The organism is Kitasatospora sp. MBT63, assembly GCF_000710465.2.
GTDB lineage: Bacteria > Actinomycetota > Actinomycetes > Streptomycetales > Streptomycetaceae > Kitasatospora.
This window is the reverse complement of sequence record NZ_JAIZ01000190.1, coordinates 47,811-63,787: the sequence shown is the minus strand read 5'-3', so window position 1 is coordinate 63,787 and position 15,977 is coordinate 47,811. Positions and strand designations below refer to the sequence as shown.

Annotated in this window: 14 protein-coding genes; 3 read left to right on the top strand and 11 right to left on the bottom strand. The window is 73.2% G+C overall.

Annotation, left to right across the window (positions count from 1 at the left end):
- Window positions 1-45 precede the first annotated feature (45 nt).
- Both AA75_RS13385 and pruA read right to left on the bottom strand, forming a co-directional pair.
- Entirely contained in the window at window positions 46-975 is a 930-nt protein-coding gene (locus tag AA75_RS13385) for a proline dehydrogenase family protein (RefSeq protein ID WP_033820173.1), read from the bottom strand.
- Between the two features lie 88 nt (window positions 976-1,063).
- Window positions 1,064-2,692, bottom strand: coding sequence for an L-glutamate gamma-semialdehyde dehydrogenase (pruA, locus tag AA75_RS13380; RefSeq protein WP_033820172.1), 1,629 nt, complete (start codon window positions 2,690-2,692; stop codon window positions 1,064-1,066).
- 154 nt (window positions 2,693-2,846) lie between these two features.
- Between pruA and AA75_RS13375 the strand changes: the two genes are divergently transcribed.
- Window positions 2,847-4,460 (top strand): CdaR family transcriptional regulator, encoded by a 1,614-nt coding sequence (locus tag AA75_RS13375; RefSeq protein WP_233289009.1) that lies wholly within the window; start codon window positions 2,847-2,849, stop codon window positions 4,458-4,460.
- Window positions 4,461-4,503: 43 nt separating this feature from the next.
- Here AA75_RS13375 and AA75_RS13370 read toward each other — a convergent pair whose 3' ends face one another.
- Both AA75_RS13370 and AA75_RS49255 read right to left on the bottom strand, forming a co-directional pair.
- Window positions 4,504-5,985, bottom strand: coding sequence for an alkaline phosphatase PhoX (locus AA75_RS13370; RefSeq protein ID WP_033820170.1), 1,482 nt, complete (start codon window positions 5,983-5,985; stop codon window positions 4,504-4,506).
- Window positions 5,986-6,225: 240 nt separating this feature from the next.
- Window positions 6,226-7,443 carry a hypothetical protein gene (locus AA75_RS49255; protein ID WP_033820169.1) on the bottom strand — a complete coding sequence of 406 codons (1,218 nt, stop codon included), beginning with the start codon at window positions 7,441-7,443 and terminating at the stop codon, window positions 6,226-6,228.
- A 202-nt stretch (window positions 7,444-7,645) separates the two neighbouring features.
- Here AA75_RS49255 and AA75_RS13360 point away from each other — a divergent pair, with 202 nt between their 5' ends.
- Complete coding sequence (locus AA75_RS13360) at window positions 7,646-8,089, top strand: VOC family protein (RefSeq protein ID WP_033820168.1); 444 nt, start codon at window positions 7,646-7,648, stop codon at window positions 8,087-8,089.
- Window positions 8,090-8,120: 31 nt separating this feature from the next.
- Here AA75_RS13360 and AA75_RS49250 read toward each other — a convergent pair whose 3' ends face one another.
- Window positions 8,121-9,737 carry a hypothetical protein gene (locus tag AA75_RS49250; RefSeq protein WP_051812269.1) on the bottom strand — a complete coding sequence of 539 codons (1,617 nt, stop codon included), beginning with the start codon at window positions 9,735-9,737 and terminating at the stop codon, window positions 8,121-8,123.
- A 298-nt stretch (window positions 9,738-10,035) separates the two neighbouring features.
- Here AA75_RS49250 and AA75_RS13350 point away from each other — a divergent pair, with 298 nt between their 5' ends.
- Entirely contained in the window at window positions 10,036-11,367 is a 1,332-nt protein-coding gene (locus AA75_RS13350) for an MFS transporter (protein ID WP_051812267.1), read from the top strand.
- Between the two features lie 74 nt (window positions 11,368-11,441).
- Here the strand turns inward: AA75_RS13350 and AA75_RS13345 are convergent, their stop codons facing one another.
- Genes AA75_RS13345 through sufD form a run of 6 tightly spaced genes read right to left on the bottom strand, consistent with a single transcriptional unit; the run spans window position 11,442 to window position 15,938 of the window.
- Window positions 11,442-11,858 (bottom strand): metal-sulfur cluster assembly factor, encoded by a 417-nt coding sequence (locus AA75_RS13345; RefSeq protein WP_082526475.1) that lies wholly within the window; start codon window positions 11,856-11,858, stop codon window positions 11,442-11,444.
- A gap of 22 nt (window positions 11,859-11,880) precedes the next feature.
- The gene (sufU, locus tag AA75_RS13340; protein ID WP_033820167.1) at window positions 11,881-12,333 is read right to left on the bottom strand and encodes a Fe-S cluster assembly sulfur transfer protein SufU; all 453 of its coding nucleotides are present in this window, start codon (window positions 12,331-12,333) and stop codon (window positions 11,881-11,883) included.
- Between the two features lie 16 nt (window positions 12,334-12,349).
- Window positions 12,350-13,597: a cysteine desulfurase gene (locus AA75_RS13335; protein ID WP_149038107.1), complete on the bottom strand. Its 1,248-nt coding sequence runs from the start codon at window positions 13,595-13,597 to the stop codon at window positions 12,350-12,352.
- A 20-nt stretch (window positions 13,598-13,617) separates the two neighbouring features.
- Window positions 13,618-14,382, bottom strand: a complete 765-nt coding sequence (gene sufC / locus AA75_RS13330; protein WP_033820166.1) for a Fe-S cluster assembly ATPase SufC — start codon at window positions 14,380-14,382, stop codon at window positions 13,618-13,620.
- Window positions 14,383-14,388: 6 nt separating this feature from the next.
- Complete coding sequence (locus AA75_RS13325) at window positions 14,389-14,706, bottom strand: bifunctional 3-phenylpropionate/cinnamic acid dioxygenase ferredoxin subunit (RefSeq protein WP_033820165.1); 318 nt, start codon at window positions 14,704-14,706, stop codon at window positions 14,389-14,391.
- On the bottom strand, window positions 14,703-15,938 hold the full coding sequence (sufD, locus tag AA75_RS13320; protein ID WP_033820164.1) for a Fe-S cluster assembly protein SufD: 1,236 nt from the start codon (window positions 15,936-15,938) through the stop codon (window positions 14,703-14,705). Before sufD ends, AA75_RS13325 begins: the two co-directional genes overlap by 4 nt.
- Window positions 15,939-15,977 lie beyond the last annotated feature (39 nt).

The window sequence follows — 15,977 nt, the reverse complement described above, 5'->3', positions numbered from 1 at the left end:
GGGGCCCCCCGCCCCCCCGCCGTGCGGCGCCGGAGCGCCGCCGGGTCAGCCCCGGGTGGCCATCGCCCGCAGGAAGAAGGTCAGGTTGGCCGGGCGCTCCGCGAGGCGCCGCATGAAGTAGCCGTACCACTCCTGCCCGTACGGCAGGTAGACCCGCATGGTGTTGCCGGCCTCGGCGAGCCGCAGCTGCTCCTCCGGGCGGATGCCGAACAGCATCTGGTACTCGAAGCTGTCGCGGGCGCGCCCGTTCCACTCGGCCAGCTGGCCGGCGATCTTGATCATGTTGGGGTCGTGGGAGGCGATCATCGGGTAGCCCTCGCCCGCCATCAGGACCTTGAGCGCCCGGACGTACGCCAGGTCGACCTCGTGCTTGCCCTGGAAGGCGACCGACTCGGGCTCCTTGTAGGCGCCCTTGCACAGCCGGACCCGGGAGCCGGCCGCCGCGAACTCGCGGCAGTCGGCCTCGGTGCGCCGCAGGTAGGCCTGGAGCACCACGCCGAGCCACGGGAAGTCCGCGCGCAGCTCGCGGGCGATGGCGAGGGTGGAGTCGGTGGTGGTGTGGTCCTCCATGTCCAGGGTGACCGTGGTGCCGACGGCCGCCGCCGCCTCGCAGATCCGCCGGGCGTTCTCCAGCGCGATCTTCTCGCCGTCCACCGGCAGGAACTGGCCGACCGCGGACAGCTTCACCGAGACCTCGGCGTCGGCCGCGAGGCCGGTCTCCCCGAGCGCGGCGAGCAGGTGCTCGTACGCCTCGGCGGTGCCGGCCGCCTGGTCGGCGTCCTTGGTGTCCTCGCCCAGGTGGTCGAGCGTCACCTTGCGGCCGGTGGCGACCAGTTCGTCGGTGGCGGAGATGCCCTGGTCGAGCAGCTCGCCGGCGACGAAGCGCTCGACTATGGCGTGGGTGGGCGGGAACTTCTCGACCAGGGTGCGCACCTGCGGGGAGCGGGACGCGGCGAGGAGGGCGGAACGGAGCATCGGTACTCCTGGAGACTGTTCAGACGTTCGACGGAGAGAAGGGGGTGGGCCGGCGGCTGAGGGTGGGCCGCCGGCCCGGGGAGGGAGGTCAGCCCATGTGCGGGTAGCGGTAGTCCGTCGGCGGGACGAACGTCTCCTTGATGGACCTGGTCGAGGTCCACCGCATCAGGTTCTGCTTGGCGCCGGCCTTGTCGTTGGTGCCGGAGGCCCGGCCGCCGCCGAAGGGCTGCTGGCCGACGACGGCGCCGGTCGGCTTGTCGTTGATGTAGAAGTTGCCGGCCGCGTGGCGCAGCACCTGCATGGCGTGCTCGATCGCCGCCCGGTCCTGGGCGATGATCGCGCCGGTCAGGCCGTAGCTGGAGACGGACTCCATCTGGGCCAGCATCCGGTCGTAGTCCTCGTCCTGGTAGACGTGCACGGCGAGGATCGGGCCGAAGTACTCGTCGCGGAAGTACTCGCTCGCCGGGTCCTCGCAGACCAGCACGGTCGGGCGGATGAAGTAGCCGACCGAGTCGTCGTAGCTGCCGCCGGCCAGGATCTCGACCTTCGGGTCGGCCTTGGCGCGGTCGATGGCGGCCTTGTTCTTGGCGAACGAGCGGTCGTCGATGACGGCGCTCATGAAGTTCGACAGGTCGGTGACGTCGCCCATGGTGAGCCACTCGACCTCGTCGCGGAAGTCGTCCTTGATCTCGGCCCAGATCGAGGCCGGGACGTAGGCGCGGGACAGCGCCGAGCACTTCTGGCCCTGGAACTCGAAGGCACCGCGGGTCATCGCGGTCTTCAGCACCGCCCGGTCGGCGGACGGGTGGGCGACCAGGAAGTCCTTGCCGCCGGTCTCGCCGACGATCCGCGGGTAGGTGCGGTAGCCGGCGATGTTGTTGCCGACCTCGCGCCACAGGTGCTGGAAGGTGGCGGTGGAGCCGGTGAAGTGGATGCCCGCCAGGTCCGGGTGGGTGAGGGCGACCTCGGAGACGGCCAGGCCGTCACCGGTGACCATGTTGATGACGCCCTTGGGCAGGCCGGCCGCCTCCAGCAGCTGCATCAGCAGGTGCGCGGAGTACTGCTGGGTCGGGGACGGCTTCCACAGCACCACGTTGCCCATCAGGGCCGGGGCGGTGGGCAGGTTGCCCGCGATGGCGGTGAAGTTGAAGGGCGTGATCGCGTAGACGAAGCCCTCCAGCGCGCGGTGGTCGCTGCGGTTCCACACGCCGTCCGAGGAGACCGGCTGCTCGGCGATGATCTGGCGGGCGAAGTGCACGTTGAAGCGCAGGAAGTCGATCAGCTCGCAGGAGGAGTCGATCTCCGCCTGCTGGGCCGTCTTCGACTGGTTGAGCATGGTGGCGGCGGCCAGCGTCTCGCGCCAGGGGCCGGCCAGCAGGTCCGCGGCCTTGAGGAAGATCGCGGCCCGCGAGTCGAAGGAGAGCGCCTGCCAGGCCGGGGCGGCGGCCAGGGCAGCGTCAATGGCGTCACGCGCGTCGTCCTGGGTGGCGTTGCGCAGCGTGCCGAGCCGTGCCGCGTGGTTGTGCGGCTGAACAACGTGGATCTCCGAGCCGCCGCCCATCCGGCGCTCCCCGTTGATCGTCATGGTCAGCTGGATCGGCTCCTGGCCGCCCAGCTCCTTCAGCTTGGCCTCCAGGCGGGCCCGTTCCGGGCTGCCGGGGGCGTAGCTGCGGACCGGCTCGTTCACCGGCGCGGGGACCTGGGTCACAGCATCCATGGTGGCGCGCTCTCCTTCGAGTCGTGGGCGGGGAGCCGACGCGGGTCACACGGCGGCCATGGACGAACGCTAAACCCGTGGACGGGGGCACTTGATTGGCCTGGCGGCTAAAGTCATCCGGACGGAGTTGTCCGACCGGATGAAGGAGGGCCCGATGACCGCGCCCGCCCCCGCCGGCGGCATCCCGCTGCGCCGTCTGCTGATGTCGCTGGGCGAGCCGCTGGTCGAGCTGCAGGCCGCCCCCGCGGGGCTGGACGTGCCGGTGCTGGACGTGGCGATCCTCGACCCGGAGGACACCGCCACCGCCTCCCCGGGCGAGCTGGTGCTGGCGATCGGCGCGCGCGGCCGGGCCGCGCTGCCCGCGCTGCGGGCCGCCGGACGGGCCGGGGCGGCGGCCGTGGCGGTGAAGCTGGACGCACCGGGCCAGGCGGACGCGCTGCGCGAGGCGGCCACCGAGGCGGGCGTGGCGCTGCTGTCGGTCCGCCGGGAGACCCGCTGGGAGCACCTGGACTCGCTGGCCCGGGCGATCATCGCCGGGCCGGACGCCCCCATCCCGTCCGAGCCGAACGCGGGCGACCTGTTCTCGCTGGCCCAGACGGTCGCGGTGCTGACCGGCGGCATCGTCTCGATCGAGGACACCTCCAGCCGGGTGCTCGCCTACTCCCGCTCCTCGGACACCGACGAGGTGGACGACCTGCGGCGGCTGTCCATCCTGGGCTGGCAGGGCCCCGAGCCGTACCTGTCCAAGCTGCGCGAGTGGGGCGTGTTCCAGCACCTTCGCGGCTCGGACGGCGTGATCGAGATCGACGCCCACCCGGAGCTCGGCATCCGCCGCCGGCTGGCGATCGGGATCCGGGCGGGCGCGCAGCCGCTCGGCACCATCTGGGTGCAGGAGGGGTCGCGGCCGCTGGCGCCGCTGGCCGAGCAGGCGCTGGTGGGGGCGGCCCGGGTGGCGGCGGCCCAGCTGATCCGGCGCCGGCGCGAGCTGTCGGCGGACGTCCGGCTGACCAGGACCCTGCTCACCGGCCTGCTGGAGGGCTCAACCGGCCCGCAGTCGCTCGCCACCCACCTGGGCCTGGGCCTGCGCCGCCCGGCCACCGTGCTGGCGTACGCGGCCGGGCAGGGCCCCGACCGGGAGCTGACCCGGGCCGAGGTGACCGGCCTGATCTCGGTGCACACTGCGGCCCGGCACCGCGGCGCGCAGCTCGCCCCGATCGAGGACCGGGTGTACGTGCTGCTGCCCGAACTGCCGCCGGCCCTGCCGATCGCGACCTTGCGCAGCTGGGCGCAGGAGGTGGTGGCGGCGGCCCGCGAGCACCTCGGCGTGGAGCTGCGGGCGGCGATCGGCCCGACGGTCGACGGCCTGGCGGCGGTCCCCGAGTCCCGGGCGCAGGCCGACCGGATCCTGGACGCGATGGGCCGCGGCGGGGTCGACCTGGAGGTGGCCGCGCTGAGCGACGTGCAGGCCGAGGTGCTGGTCAGCGAGGTGCTGGCGCTGCTGCAGGAGCGCGGCGGGCTGCGCGACCCGCGGCTGACCGAGCTGGCCGAGTACGACCGGCGGCACGGCACCCGGCTGGCCGAGTCGGTGCTGGCCTGGCTGGACGCGCTGGGCGAGGTGCGGGTGGCCGCCGACGCCCTGCACATCCACCCCAACACGCTGCGCTACCGGGTCCGCCGGGCCGAGCAGTTGACCGGGATCGACCTGGCGCAGCCGCAGCAGCGGCTGCTGGCGATGCTGCAACTGCGGCTGCCCGCCGAGGACGCCTGACGGGTCCTCGGCGGGCAGCCGCCGGAGCCGGGCCGGTTCGGGCTCAGTAGTCGTAGCCGTGGCCGCGGCGGTGCTGCAGGCGCCACCACGGGCCGGTGATCGCGACCATGATGCCGGGGACCTGGATGTTGGCGAACAGCGTCTCGCCGTCGTCCGAGAAGGTCACCCCGGTGAACTCGCTGAACTCGGGCTTCTCGGCGGTGCCGATGTTCAGGTCGTTGCGGGCGATCGGGTAGGTCCGGCCCTCCTCGGTGGTGCCGAACAGGTGGGACTGGCCCTCGCCGTCCTCGGCGATGACCAGGCCGCCGTAGGGGGAGACGGTGATGTTGTCCGGGCCGTCGAAGTTGCCGTGGTCGCCCATCACGTCGGTGTTGAGGCCGAGCAGCACCTTGAGGGTGATGGTGCGGCGGGCCGGGTTGTAGAACCAGACCTGGCCGTCGTGCTGCACCGGGCTCTCGGTACGGGCGAAGCTGGAGACGAAGTAGAAGCCGCCGTCACCCCACCACATGCCCTCCAGCTTGCGGGCGCGGGTGACCTGGCCGTCGGTGAACTGCTTGCGCACGGAGACCGTCTGCGCGTCCCGGTCGGGGACGTTCACCCAGTCCACGCCGTAGGTGGTGCCGACCTTGACGGCCCGGGAGAGGTCGTCGATGAAGGTGCCGTGCGAGTCGAAGACCTTGAAGGCCTCCAGCCTGCCCGCGTCGGCGGCCAGGGTGCGCAGCCTGCCCTTGCCGTGGCGGAAGCCGGCCGGCGGGGTCCAGCGGAACAGCAGGCCGTTCGGGTTGGAGGCATCCTCGGTCAGGTAGAGGTGGCCGCGCTTCTGGTCCACCACGACCGCCTCGTGGGCGTAGCGGCCCAGCGCCTTGATCGGCTGCGGGTCGCGGTTGGCCGCCTGGTCGTACGGGTCGACCTCGAAGATGTAGCCGTGGTCCTTGGTGAAGCCGTTCTTGCCGGCCTTGTCCTCGGTCTCCTCGCCGGACAGCCAGGTGCCCCACGGGGTGGCGCCACCCGCGCAGTTGGTCGCGGTGCCGGCGATGCCGACCCACTCGGTGACCTTCCTGCCGCCCTGGCGGACCTCGACCACGGTGCAGCCGCCGGCCGCGCCCGGGTCGTAGACGTGGCCCTCCAGCAGCGGCACCGGGTGCGGCCAGTTGCTGCGCGCGCCGGCCAGCTCGTGGTTGTTGACCAGCAGGGTGCCGCCGTGCTTGCCGGGGAAGGCGGCGGTGCCGTCGTGGTTGCTCGGGGTGGACTCGCCGGTGACCAGCTTGGTCTTCCCGGTGTAGGTGATGACCTGGTACTTGAAGCCGTGCGGCAGGGCCAGGATGCCGGCCGGGTCCTTGATCAGCTCGCCGTAGCCGGTGGCGCGGCGGGCGGCCTCGACCGACTCGGCCGCCGGGGCCTCGCCGCCGCTCGGGGCGGCGATCGCGCCGGGCGCGGTGGCCAGCACCTCGGCGCTGCCGGCCACCAGCACGCCGGCGCCGAGGAGGGTGGAACGGTTGACGAAGTCCCGACGGGACAGCGGCATATCGGTCACTCCTGTGGGATGGCCGCCGCCGGGTGCCCGGTGTGCGGCTGAGGGGTCTTCGACGGAGACCGCCGACGCCCAGCAGGCTGGGCCCGCGGGGTGAACCGCAGGTGAATCCGACACTTCGTCAGCGTGGTGATTTGCCAACCTTATGCAGACCCATGACCATCCCTTTACCGCGGCCGCCCGGACGGGTACGCTCCCGTACCGGGCCTCGCGCCGGCCGCCGCCGGCACGCCGTCAGTGCTGGATCCGCCCGAGCCGCCACTGCTCCCAGGCCGTCAGCCAGGCCTCCTCGGAGCCCGCCGGCTGCTCCGGCGCCCCGCCGCCCGACCAGAGCCGGTCCCAGGCGCGCTGGGCCGGCAGGCTGGGCACCTCACTGGCGAACACCGTGTACCGGATGACCTCCTCGACCGCCGCCTGCCCCTCCGCGGTACCCACCAGCCAGTCGGTGTTCTGCGCCAGCCTGGTCAGCTGGTTGACCATCGCGCTGACCGCCTCGGTGGCCTCGTCCCGGCTCTCCGAGGCCAGCCGCATCTGCTGGCGGACGGCCGCCTCCCAGCGCAGCGTGCCCGCCTCGCCGCGCAGCCGGCGCGGCAGCCGCGGCGCCCGCCGGGAGCGGATCTGCGCCTCCATCGCGACCACCTCGCTGACGCCGTGCTCGACCACCGCGCGGTGCGCCTCCAGACCCGAGACCGGCGCCAGCACCCGCTCCTCCAGCGGCACGTCCTCGACCCGCTGACGGACCGCCAGCCGCCGCAGCAGCGCGGTGCGGCCCAGCACGTAGCGGTCGAAGTCCTCGATCCGGCGCAGCTCGATGCCGCCGGGCGGCACGCCCCGGCCGGTGACCGTGACGGTGATGCCGTCCACCCGCAGCCGCCCGGCCCACACCGGCCTGGCCTCGGAGTCGGGGCGGCGGTCCTCGTGGATCTGCACCGCCCGCGGCTCGCCCTCGACGGTGATCCACTCGCGCATCGCCCGGACCCGGCCGGGGCCGTCGCCCTCGTCGATGTCCAGCTGTTCGTAGACCCGGTCGCGCTCGTCCTCGACCACGTCCTCCAGCTCGGGCAGCGACCGCTCGCGCTCGGCGCCGGGACGGTAGGTGCGCACGGTGACGTACGGGCCGTCGGCCGAGCTCCAGTCGCCGGAGCGGACCTCGATCCAGCCCACCCGGCCGTCGCAGACCTCGTACTCGGCGAGGGCGTCGCGGTCCGCGCCGGGGAGGGTGCGGGCCGCCTCCACGGCCGGGAGCAGCGTGCCGGACGCCCCGCCCGCGGGCTCACCGGCAGCACGCGGGGGCGTGCCGCCCGCCTCGCGCGCCGGGACGGTCTCGTTCACCCCCCGCTCCACGCCGTACACCGGGAAGTCCGCCTCACCCAGGACCCGGCGGTTGTACTCCTCGTGGTCCGCGTAGAAGTCCTCGGGATCCTGGGGTCCGCTCGTGCGCTGCCTCGTCATTCTCTGCCGCACCCCCGCGTACTAGCCTCGCCTGTGGTCCACCGGGCGGCGGCCGGGCCGTGGCCCGCCACCAGCGCCGCGTCCGCAACACCATACGGCCCAGCCCCCTGCTGGGCCATCAGCTTCCCCCGTACGGTTGCCAGATCTGACGGTCGGCCGCGCCGGGACCCGGATGTCAGTAGCCTTGCCTACGCTGTGCGCCATGACCGCACCCAGTGCCTTCCCCGCCCGGATCAGCATCGTCACCCTGGGCGTCGCCGACCTCGCCCGCAGCGCCGCCTTCTACGAGGCCCTGGGCTGGCAGCGGTCCACCGCCTCCAGCCCGGAGATCGTCTGGTTCCGCACCGCCGACTCCGCGCTCGGGCTGTTCCCGGCGGAGGAGCTGGCGGCCGACGCCGGGGTCCCCTCCGGCGGGGAGCCGAGCTTCCGCGGCGTCACCCTGGCGGTCAACCTGGAGTCCCCCGAGCTGGTGGACGCCGCGCTCGCCACCGCCGTGGAGGCCGGCGCGACGGTGGTCAAGCCGCCGGCCGCCACCGGCTGGGGCGGCTACTCCGGGTACTTCGAGGACCTGGACGGCCACCTCTGGGAGCTGGCCCACAACCCGTTCTTCCCGTTCACCGCGGCCGGCCAGCTCGACCTGCCCTGACCTGCCCCGGCCAACCCCGGCCCGGCCCCGGCTAGCGCTGCTGCGACCGCGCCCGGAAGGCGGCCTTCCGGGCCTCCTTGGCCACCGCCCGGTCCAGGTGCAGCTCCCCCACGATCTCCAGCACCTGCGCGGTGTAGGGGTGCTCGACCCGCCACAGCTCACCGAAGTAGCTGGCCGGGTTGTCGGTCACCGGCAGGCCCGCGACCAGCTCCCGCAGCCGGCCCGCGTCCCCCTCGCTGGTCAGCATCACGGCGGCGAACGAGTCCACCGCGGTCCACAGCGCCACCGGCCGCTCGGGCGCCGCGATCTCCACCCCCTGGGCCCGCAGCCAGGCCCGGGCGGCGCCGCCCAGCTCCGGGTCGTCCACCACCTCCAGCACGGCCGGCCGGGCCGGCTCCCCGAGCTCCTCCAGCGCCACCCCGCACAGCATCCGGCGCACCGGGCTCTGCGGGTCCTGGCCGCGCGCGGCGGCCAGCAGCTCCCGGGCGGCGGCGACGGGCTCGCGGCCGCTCAGCCAGGCCGCCAGCTCCCGGTCGGGCAGCACGTTGGCGGACTCCGTGATGCCGCGCAGCAGCGTCTCGGCGTCACCTTCGGCGAGGTCACCGACCAGCGGGGCGTCGTATCCCAGCTCCATCAGCCACTCGCGGACCGCGTACTGGCCGAGCGGGGTCAGCCGGACCGTGCCGAACCGGGCGGCCTCCGCCTCGTCCGGCTCCGCGCCCCCGGCGACCGCCGGCGCCGTCCCGGCCTCCTCGGCGTCCTCCTCCTCGAACAGCTCCGGGTCGATCGGCCGGTGCTCCAGCAGGCCGAGCTCGGCCAGGTCGCCCAGCATCGGGTCGAGCGCCACCATCACGTCGGTGATCTCGCCCAGCATCTCCTCGTCCGGCTCCTCGCCCTCCGGCACCACCAGCAGCGCGGCCAGCACGCCGAGCGGCACCGTCTCCTCGCCCGGGTCGGCGAAGGCGGTCATCTCGTAGAGCACCTGCAGCGCCTCGTCGAGCAGCTCGGCGGCGGCCTCGCGGGCCTGCTCCACGTCGGCGAGGCCGTCCTCGTCGGCGTCCTCCTCGTCGCCGTCGCCCTCCGGGGCCAGCGAGTCGGCCTCGGCGGCCAGCTCCCGCATGATCCCGGCGGCGTCAAGCCACAGACCCAGCACCACCGACGGATCGCCCTGCTCGACGGCGTCCAGGTCCGGGCCGGGGATGGCCGCGTGCTCGCCCTTGGCGGTGGTGCCGGTCTCCACCAGGTCGAGGTCGCAGGCCAGCGCCCAGGCCCGCATCGCCTCGACCACGGCCTCCTCCGCCACCTCGCCCTCGGCCGGCGCCAGTCCGAGCAGCCGGGCCGCGGCCTCCCGGTCGCCGTCGGCCAGGTCGCCGAACTCGTCCACCGGGCGGTGCGGCTGCGTCCAGCGGGCCAGCTTGACCGCGTACGAGATCAGCGGCACCGCCAGCGCGGCGGCCACCAGCTCGGCGTCCGGCGGCAGGCTGACCGGCGGCACCAGCACCGCGGAGTCGTCCAGGTCCTCGTCGTCGCTGCCGCGGGCCCCGTACAGGTCGGCCAGGTCGAAATCGGCGGGCAGCAGGCCCTCGCCTGGCTCGCCGCCCCCGGCGGCGGACGGGTGGTCAGGGGTGTTGCGGCTTCGTCCGGCCATCGTTGCGCGATCTCCCGTGGTGACGGTGGGCACTGCCGGACCGATCGCTGTGTGTCGGCCCGTCCACCCAGCGTATCGGCCTGGCACACCCGACGCCCGGCCTACCGGGGGCACGGCGCCGACCGGCTGCTGCGAGCACGTATCCTTCGCTGGGCACCTCGCACACCCCGCGCGGGCCCGACGGGCGACGAAGCCCACCTCCCCTTTTGCTCACCCCGCCCCAACCGGGCCGCCGAGCCGTGCCACCACCCCGGGCCGGACGGGTCCCGGTGGTGCCCGGCCACAGGAGACCCCTGCCATGGCGGACCTCTCCCCCGCCGGCTCCGGAACCGTCCGGTTCCCCGGCAGCCGACTGTCGGAGGCCCTCCTCCCCCCGGAGCTCGCGCCCCGCGCCCAGCTCCGGCTCTCCGCGATCAGCCGCTGGAACGCGCTGCGCGGCATCCGCGTCGGCCTGGTCGCCGCCGCCCTGCTGCTGATGCTGATCGGCGCCAACCTGGCCACCCCGGTCTACCCGGTGCTCGCCGCGCGGTTCGGCTTCGACCCGGTCGCCGTCACCGGGCTGTTCGCGGTCTACGTCTTCGCCCTGATCCCGGTGCTGGCCGCGGTCGGCCACTGGTCCGACCACCTCGGCCGGCGCGCGCTGATCCTGCCCGCCATCGCGCTGGCCGCCGCCGGCGACGTGCTCTTCGCCACCGCCGGCAGCTTCTGGCAGCTGGCCGCCGGGCGCGCCGTCCAGGGCATCGCGGTCGGCCTGTCCACCGGCGCGGCCGGCGCGGCCCTCGGCGACCTGCTGCCCGGCCACCCCACGCTGGCCGCCAAGCTGACCCTGGCGTGCTCGGCCGGCGGCGTGGCGATCGGCCCGATCATCGGCGCCGCGCTCTCCGGCGGGGAGCACCCCCTGCTCACCCCGTTCCTGCTGCACGCCGTCGCGCTGCTGGCGCTGTGCGTGCCGCTGGCGCTGGTGCACCCGCGGATGCCCGGGCGGGAGCGGCCGCCGGCCTCCCCGCCGCGGATCACCACCCCCGCGCACCTGCGCCCGCAGCGGCTGCGGCTGCCCCGGCAGGGCCGCCGGGAGTTCCTGCTGGCCGCCGGCGCCGGCTTCACCTCGTACGCCGTGTTCGGGGTCTACCTGAGCCTGGCCCCCGCGGTGTCGGCGACGCTGCTGCACACCCCCTCCCGGATGACCGGCGCGGTGGTGGCGGCACTGCTGCTCGGCTCCTCCGCGGCGGTCCAGCTGCTGGTGCCGCCGACCTCGGACCGACTGGTGATCGCGCTCGGGATGACCGGGCTGGCGGCCGGGCTCGGCCTGGTGGTCGCCGCGCTGTACACCGGGACCCCGGCGCTGCTGTTCATCGGCAGCGTGCTCGGCGGGGCCTGCCAGGGCGTGGCGTTCCGGTCCCTGTTCACCGGCGCGGTCGGGGCGATGAACCCCGAGCGCCGGGGCAGCGAGCTGTCGGCCCTGTGGGTGATCGTCTACCTGGGCAGCTCGCTGCCGGTGGTCGCGGTCGGCGCGCTGACCCGCCACTACGGCCTGCTGCCGGCGGTCAGCGGCTTCGCCGGCCTGGCCGCGCTGGCCTGCCTCGGCATGGCGGCGGCGGTCCGCCCGCCGCGCGTGGCGCGCGGCGACTGACACCCCCGCAACGCCCGACGGGCCCCGTCCTCCTCGCGGAGGGCGGGGCCCGTCGTGGTGCGTGCGGTGGTGGATCAGACGTTGAAGCCGAGCGCCCGCAGCTGGTCGCGGCCGTCGTCGGTGATCTTGTCCGGGCCCCACGGCGGCATCCAGACCCAGTTGATCCGCAGGTCCTGCACCAGACCCTCGGTGGCGGTCTTCGCCTGGTCCTCGATGACGTCGGTCAGCGGGCAGGCCGCCGAGGTGAGCGTCATGTCGATGGTGGCCACGTCGGACTCGTCGATGTGGATGCCGTAGATCAGGCCCAGGTTGACCACGTCGATCCCCAGCTCGGGGTCGACGACGTCCATCAGGGCCTCGGTGAGGTCCTCGACGGAGACGGTGCCCGCCGTGGTGCCGACGATGACCGTCGGGCCCTCGGCGGCGGCCTCGGGGGCGGTGGCCGCGGGGGCCTTCGCCTCCTCGGCCGCGGTGGTCTCGGTGTCGCTCATGTGTACGCCCTCCTCGGGCAGGTCAGTCGTTGATGGCGGGCTGCTCGGCCAGCGCCTTGGCGGTGGCGTCCTTCCAGGCCATCCAGCTGAGCAGGGCGCACTTGACCCGGGCCGGGTACTTGGAGACGCCGGCGAACGCGACCGCGTCCTCCAGCACCTCCTCGTCGCCCTCGCCCTGGCCCTTGCTCTGCATCAGCTCCAGGAAGGCCTCCTGCACAGCCTGGGCGTCGCCCACGGACTTGCCGACCACCAGGTCGTTCAGCACCGAGGCGCTGGCCTGGCTGATCGAGCAGCCCTGCGACTCGTAGGAGACGTCGGCCACGGTGGCACCCTCGAGCCGCACCCGCAGGGTGATCTCGTCACCGCAGGTCGGGTTGACGTGGTGCACCTCGGCGTCCCCGGCCCGCAGCCCCTTGCCGTGGGGGTTGCGGTAGTGGTCCAGGATGATCTCCTGGTACATCGAGTCGAGCTTCATCGCGGGCCCCGTCTCCTCAGCCGAAGAAGTTGCGGACGTGGTGCAGGCCGTCGATCAGGGCATCGACCTCGGCCGGCGTCGAGTACAGGTAGAACGACGCCCTGGTGGTCGCCGGAATTCCGTACCGCAGGCAGACCGGCCGCGCGCAGTGGTGGCCGACCCGGACCGCGATGCCCTGCTCGTCCAGCACCTGGCCCACATCGTGCGGGTGGATGTCGCCGAGCACGAAGGAGATCGCGGCGCCGCGGTCCACGGCCGTGCGCGGACCGATGATCCGCAGGTCGGGGACGTCCAGCAGCCGCTCCACCGCGTACTCGGTGATCGCGTGCTCATGGGCGGCGATCCTGTCCATGCCGATCGCCGTCAGGTAGTCCACGGCCGCGCCCAGCCCGACCGCCTGGGCGATCGGCGGGGTGCCGGCCTCGAACTTGTGCGGCGCCGGGGCGTAGGTGGACGCGCCCATGGTGACGGTCTCGATCATCTCGCCGCCGCCCAGGAACGGCGGGAGGTCCTCCAGCAGCTCCTGCCGGCCCCAGAGCACGCCGATGCCGGTCGGGCCCAGCATCTTGTGGCCGGTGAAGGCGACGAAGTCGGCCTCCAGCGCCTGCACGTCCAGCACCATGTGCGGGGCGGCCTGCGAGGCGTCGATCAGCACCAGGGCGCCGACCGACTGGGCCTTGCGGACGATCGCCTCGACCGGGTTGACCGTGCCCAGCAGGTTGGAGACCAGCGTGAAGGAGACGATCTTCGTCTTCTCGGTGATCAGCTCGTCGATGTTCGACAGGTCGAGCCGGCCGTCGTCGGTCAGCCCGAACCACTTCAGCTTCGCGCCGGTGCGCTGCGCCAGCAGCTGCCACGGCACGATGTTGGAGTGGTGCTCCATCTCGGTGATGACGATCTCCGAGTCCGCGTCCACGCGGTACGGCTCGTCGGCCCAGCCGAGCATGTTGGCGACCAGGTTGAGCGACTCCGAGGCGTTCTTGGTGAAGATCACCTCGTCCCGGCTCGGCGCGTTGACGAACGCCGCGACCTTGTCACGGGCGCCCTCGTACAGCGCCGTGGCCTCCTCGGCCAGCACGTGCACGCCGCGGTGCACGTTGGCGTTGTGCTGCTCGTAGTAGGCGTTCAGCGCCTCCAGCACCTGGCGGGGCTTCTGCGAGGTCGCCGCGTTGTCCAGGTACACCAGGGGCTTGTCGTCGTGCAGCAGCCGCTGCAGGACGGGGAAGTCCTTGCGGATCGCGTCGGTGTCGAGGAGCCCGGTCAGCGCCGAGCCGGGATGCAGTGTCACTCGGAAGCGCCGCCCTTCACGTAGGACTCGTAGCCCTCGTTCTCCAGCTTGTCGGCCAGCTCGGCGCCGCCGGACTCGACGATCCGGCCGGCCGCGAAGACGTGGACGTGGTCGGGCTTGATGTACCGCAGGATGCGGGTGTAGTGGGTGACCAGCAGGGTGCCGACCTCGCCGCTCTCGCGGACCCGGTTGATGCCCTCGGAGACCACCCGCAGGGCGTCGACGTCCAGGCCGGAGTCGGTCTCGTCGAGGATCGCGATCTTCGGCTTGAGCAGCTCCAGCTGGAGGATCTCGTGGCGCTTCTTCTCGCCGCCGGAGAAGCCCTCGTTCACGTTGCGCTCGGCGAACGCCGGGTCCATCTGCAGACCGGCCATCGCCTCCTTGACCTCCTTGACCCACAGCCGCAGCTTGGGGGCCTCGCCGCGGACGGCGGTGGCGGCGGTGCGCAGGAAGTTGGAGACCGAGACGCCGGGCACCTCGACCGGGTACTGCATGGCCAGGAAGACGCCGGCCCGGGCCCGCTCGTCGACCGACATGGCCAGCACGTCCTCGCCGTCCAGCAGCACCTCGCCACCGGTCACGGTGTACTTCGGGTGCCCGGCCAGCGAGTACGCCAGGGTGGACTTGCCGGAGCCGTTCGGACCCATGATCGCGTGGGTCTCGCCCTGCTTCACGGTCAGGTCGACGCCGCGGAGGATCTCGCGGGGGCCGTTCTCGGCCTCGACGGAGACGTGCAGGTCGCGGATTTCAAGGGTTGCCATGGGGACTCAGGACTCCTGGTTGACGGAGACGAGCACATCGTCCCCTTCGATCTTTACGGGGTAGACAGCGACCGGCTTGGTGGCGGGCAGTCCGGAGGGCTTGCCGGTCCGCAGGTCGAAGCTGGAGCCGTGCAGCCAGCACTCGATCATGCAGTCCTCGACCTCGCCCTCGGAGAGCGAGACGTTGGCGTGCGAGCAGGTGTCGTTGATCGCGTACACCTCGCCCTCGGTGCGGACCAGCGCGACCGGCACGCCGTTGAGGTCGACCCGCTTGGGCTCGTCCTCGGCGAGGTCGGTCAGCGCACAGGCGCGGAGAAAACTCATGCGACGGTCTCTTCCAGCTCCGCTTCGATCTTCTCCATCAGGCGGTCCTGGATCTCGGCGACGCCGATCTGCTGGACCAGCTCGGCGAAGAAGCCGCGCACCACCAGGCGGCGGGCCTCGTCCGCCGGGATGCCGCGGGCCTGCAGGTAGAAGAGCTGCTCGTCGTCGAAGCGGCCGGTGGCGGAGGCGTGGCCGGCGCCGGCGATCTCACCGGTCTCGATCTCCAGGTTCGGGATCGAGTCGACCCGGGCACCGTCGGTGAGCACCAGGTTGCGGTTGAGCTCGTAGGTGTCGGTGCCCTCGGCGGCGGCCCGGATCAGCACGTCGCCGACCCAGACCGCGTGCGCGTCCTGGCCCTGCAGCGCGCCCTTGTAGGCGACGTTCGAGCGGCAGTGCGGGGTGTCGTGGTCGATGACCAGCCGGTGCTCCAGGTGCTGGCCGGCGTCGGCGAAGTACAGGCCGAACAGCTCGGCCTCGCCGCCGGGGGCCGCGTAGGAGACCCGCGGATGGATCCGGACCAGGTCGCCGCCGAAGGTGACCACCACGGACTTGAAACTGGCGTCCCGGCCGACCAGGGCGGTGTGCTGGGAGGCGTGCACCGCGTCCCGGTCCCAGTCCTGGACCGACACGAAGGTCAGCTTGGCGCCGTCGCCGACCAGCAGTTCGACGTTGGCGGCCCGGGTGCCGGTGCCGGTGTGGTTGATCACCACGACGGCCTCGGCGAACGGCTTGACGTCGATCACCACGTGGGCGAAGCGGACGCCGCCCTCGGCGTGCACGTCGATCCGGACCGGCTCGGTGAGCACCGTCTCCTTCGGGACGGTGACCACCAGCGCCTGCTCGAAGGAGCTGAACGCCTGCGCGGCGACCCGGTCGACCGGCTTGCCGGCCTTGCCGATCCGCTCGTCGTCCCGGCCGACCAGCGAGGCGCTGACGCCCTCGGGCAGGCCCAGGTCGACCTTGTCCTCGCCCCGGACGGCCTCGGCCGCGGTGCCGTCGTGCAGCCCGCCGAGGCGGTGCAGCGGGGTGAACCGCCAGTCCTCCTCGCGGCCGTGCGGCACGGGGAAGTCGTTCACGTCGAACGAGGGCTTGACCGAGACGCGGGCGTCGATCGGCTGCTTGACGGTGGCGCGGCCGGTGCCGGGACCGGCCAGCTGCGCGCCCGCGCCGGCGGTACCGACCTCGATGGAACCGGCGGTGGTCGAGCCGGAGGGGGTGTTGACGTCAGCCATGGCTGTCGTGGTGCTCTCTTCCTAACGATGCGGGTTGGA

Bases quoted from the DNA above. Each gene is read 5' to 3' on its own strand.
- AA75_RS13370 (WP_033820170.1), bottom strand. From the start codon at position 5,985: ATGCCGCTGTCCCGTCGGGACTTCGTCAACCGTTCCACCCTCCTCGGC.
- AA75_RS13325 (WP_033820165.1), bottom strand. From the start codon at position 14,706: ATGAGTTTTCTCCGCGCCTGTGCGCTGACCGACCTCGCCGAGGACGAG.
- AA75_RS49250 (WP_051812269.1), bottom strand. From the start codon at position 9,737: ATGGCCGGACGAAGCCGCAACACCCCTGACCACCCGTCCGCCGCCGGG.
- AA75_RS13345 (WP_082526475.1), bottom strand. From the start codon at position 11,858: ATGAGCGACACCGAGACCACCGCGGCCGAGGAGGCGAAGGCCCCCGCG.
- sufD (WP_033820164.1), bottom strand. From the start codon at position 15,938: ATGGCTGACGTCAACACCCCCTCCGGCTCGACCACCGCCGGTTCCATC.
- sufU (WP_033820167.1), bottom strand. From the start codon at position 12,333: ATGAAGCTCGACTCGATGTACCAGGAGATCATCCTGGACCACTACCGC.
- AA75_RS13375 (WP_233289009.1), top strand. From the start codon at position 2,847: ATGACCGCGCCCGCCCCCGCCGGCGGCATCCCGCTGCGCCGTCTGCTG.
- AA75_RS13385 (WP_033820173.1), bottom strand. From the start codon at position 975: ATGCTCCGTTCCGCCCTCCTCGCCGCGTCCCGCTCCCCGCAGGTGCGC.
- AA75_RS13350 (WP_051812267.1), top strand. From the start codon at position 10,036: ATGGCGGACCTCTCCCCCGCCGGCTCCGGAACCGTCCGGTTCCCCGGC.
- sufC (WP_033820166.1), bottom strand. From the start codon at position 14,382: ATGGCAACCCTTGAAATCCGCGACCTGCACGTCTCCGTCGAGGCCGAG.
- pruA (WP_033820172.1), bottom strand. From the start codon at position 2,692: ATGGATGCTGTGACCCAGGTCCCCGCGCCGGTGAACGAGCCGGTCCGC.
- AA75_RS49255 (WP_033820169.1), bottom strand. From the start codon at position 7,443: ATGACGAGGCAGCGCACGAGCGGACCCCAGGATCCCGAGGACTTCTAC.
- AA75_RS13360 (WP_033820168.1), top strand. From the start codon at position 7,646: ATGACCGCACCCAGTGCCTTCCCCGCCCGGATCAGCATCGTCACCCTG.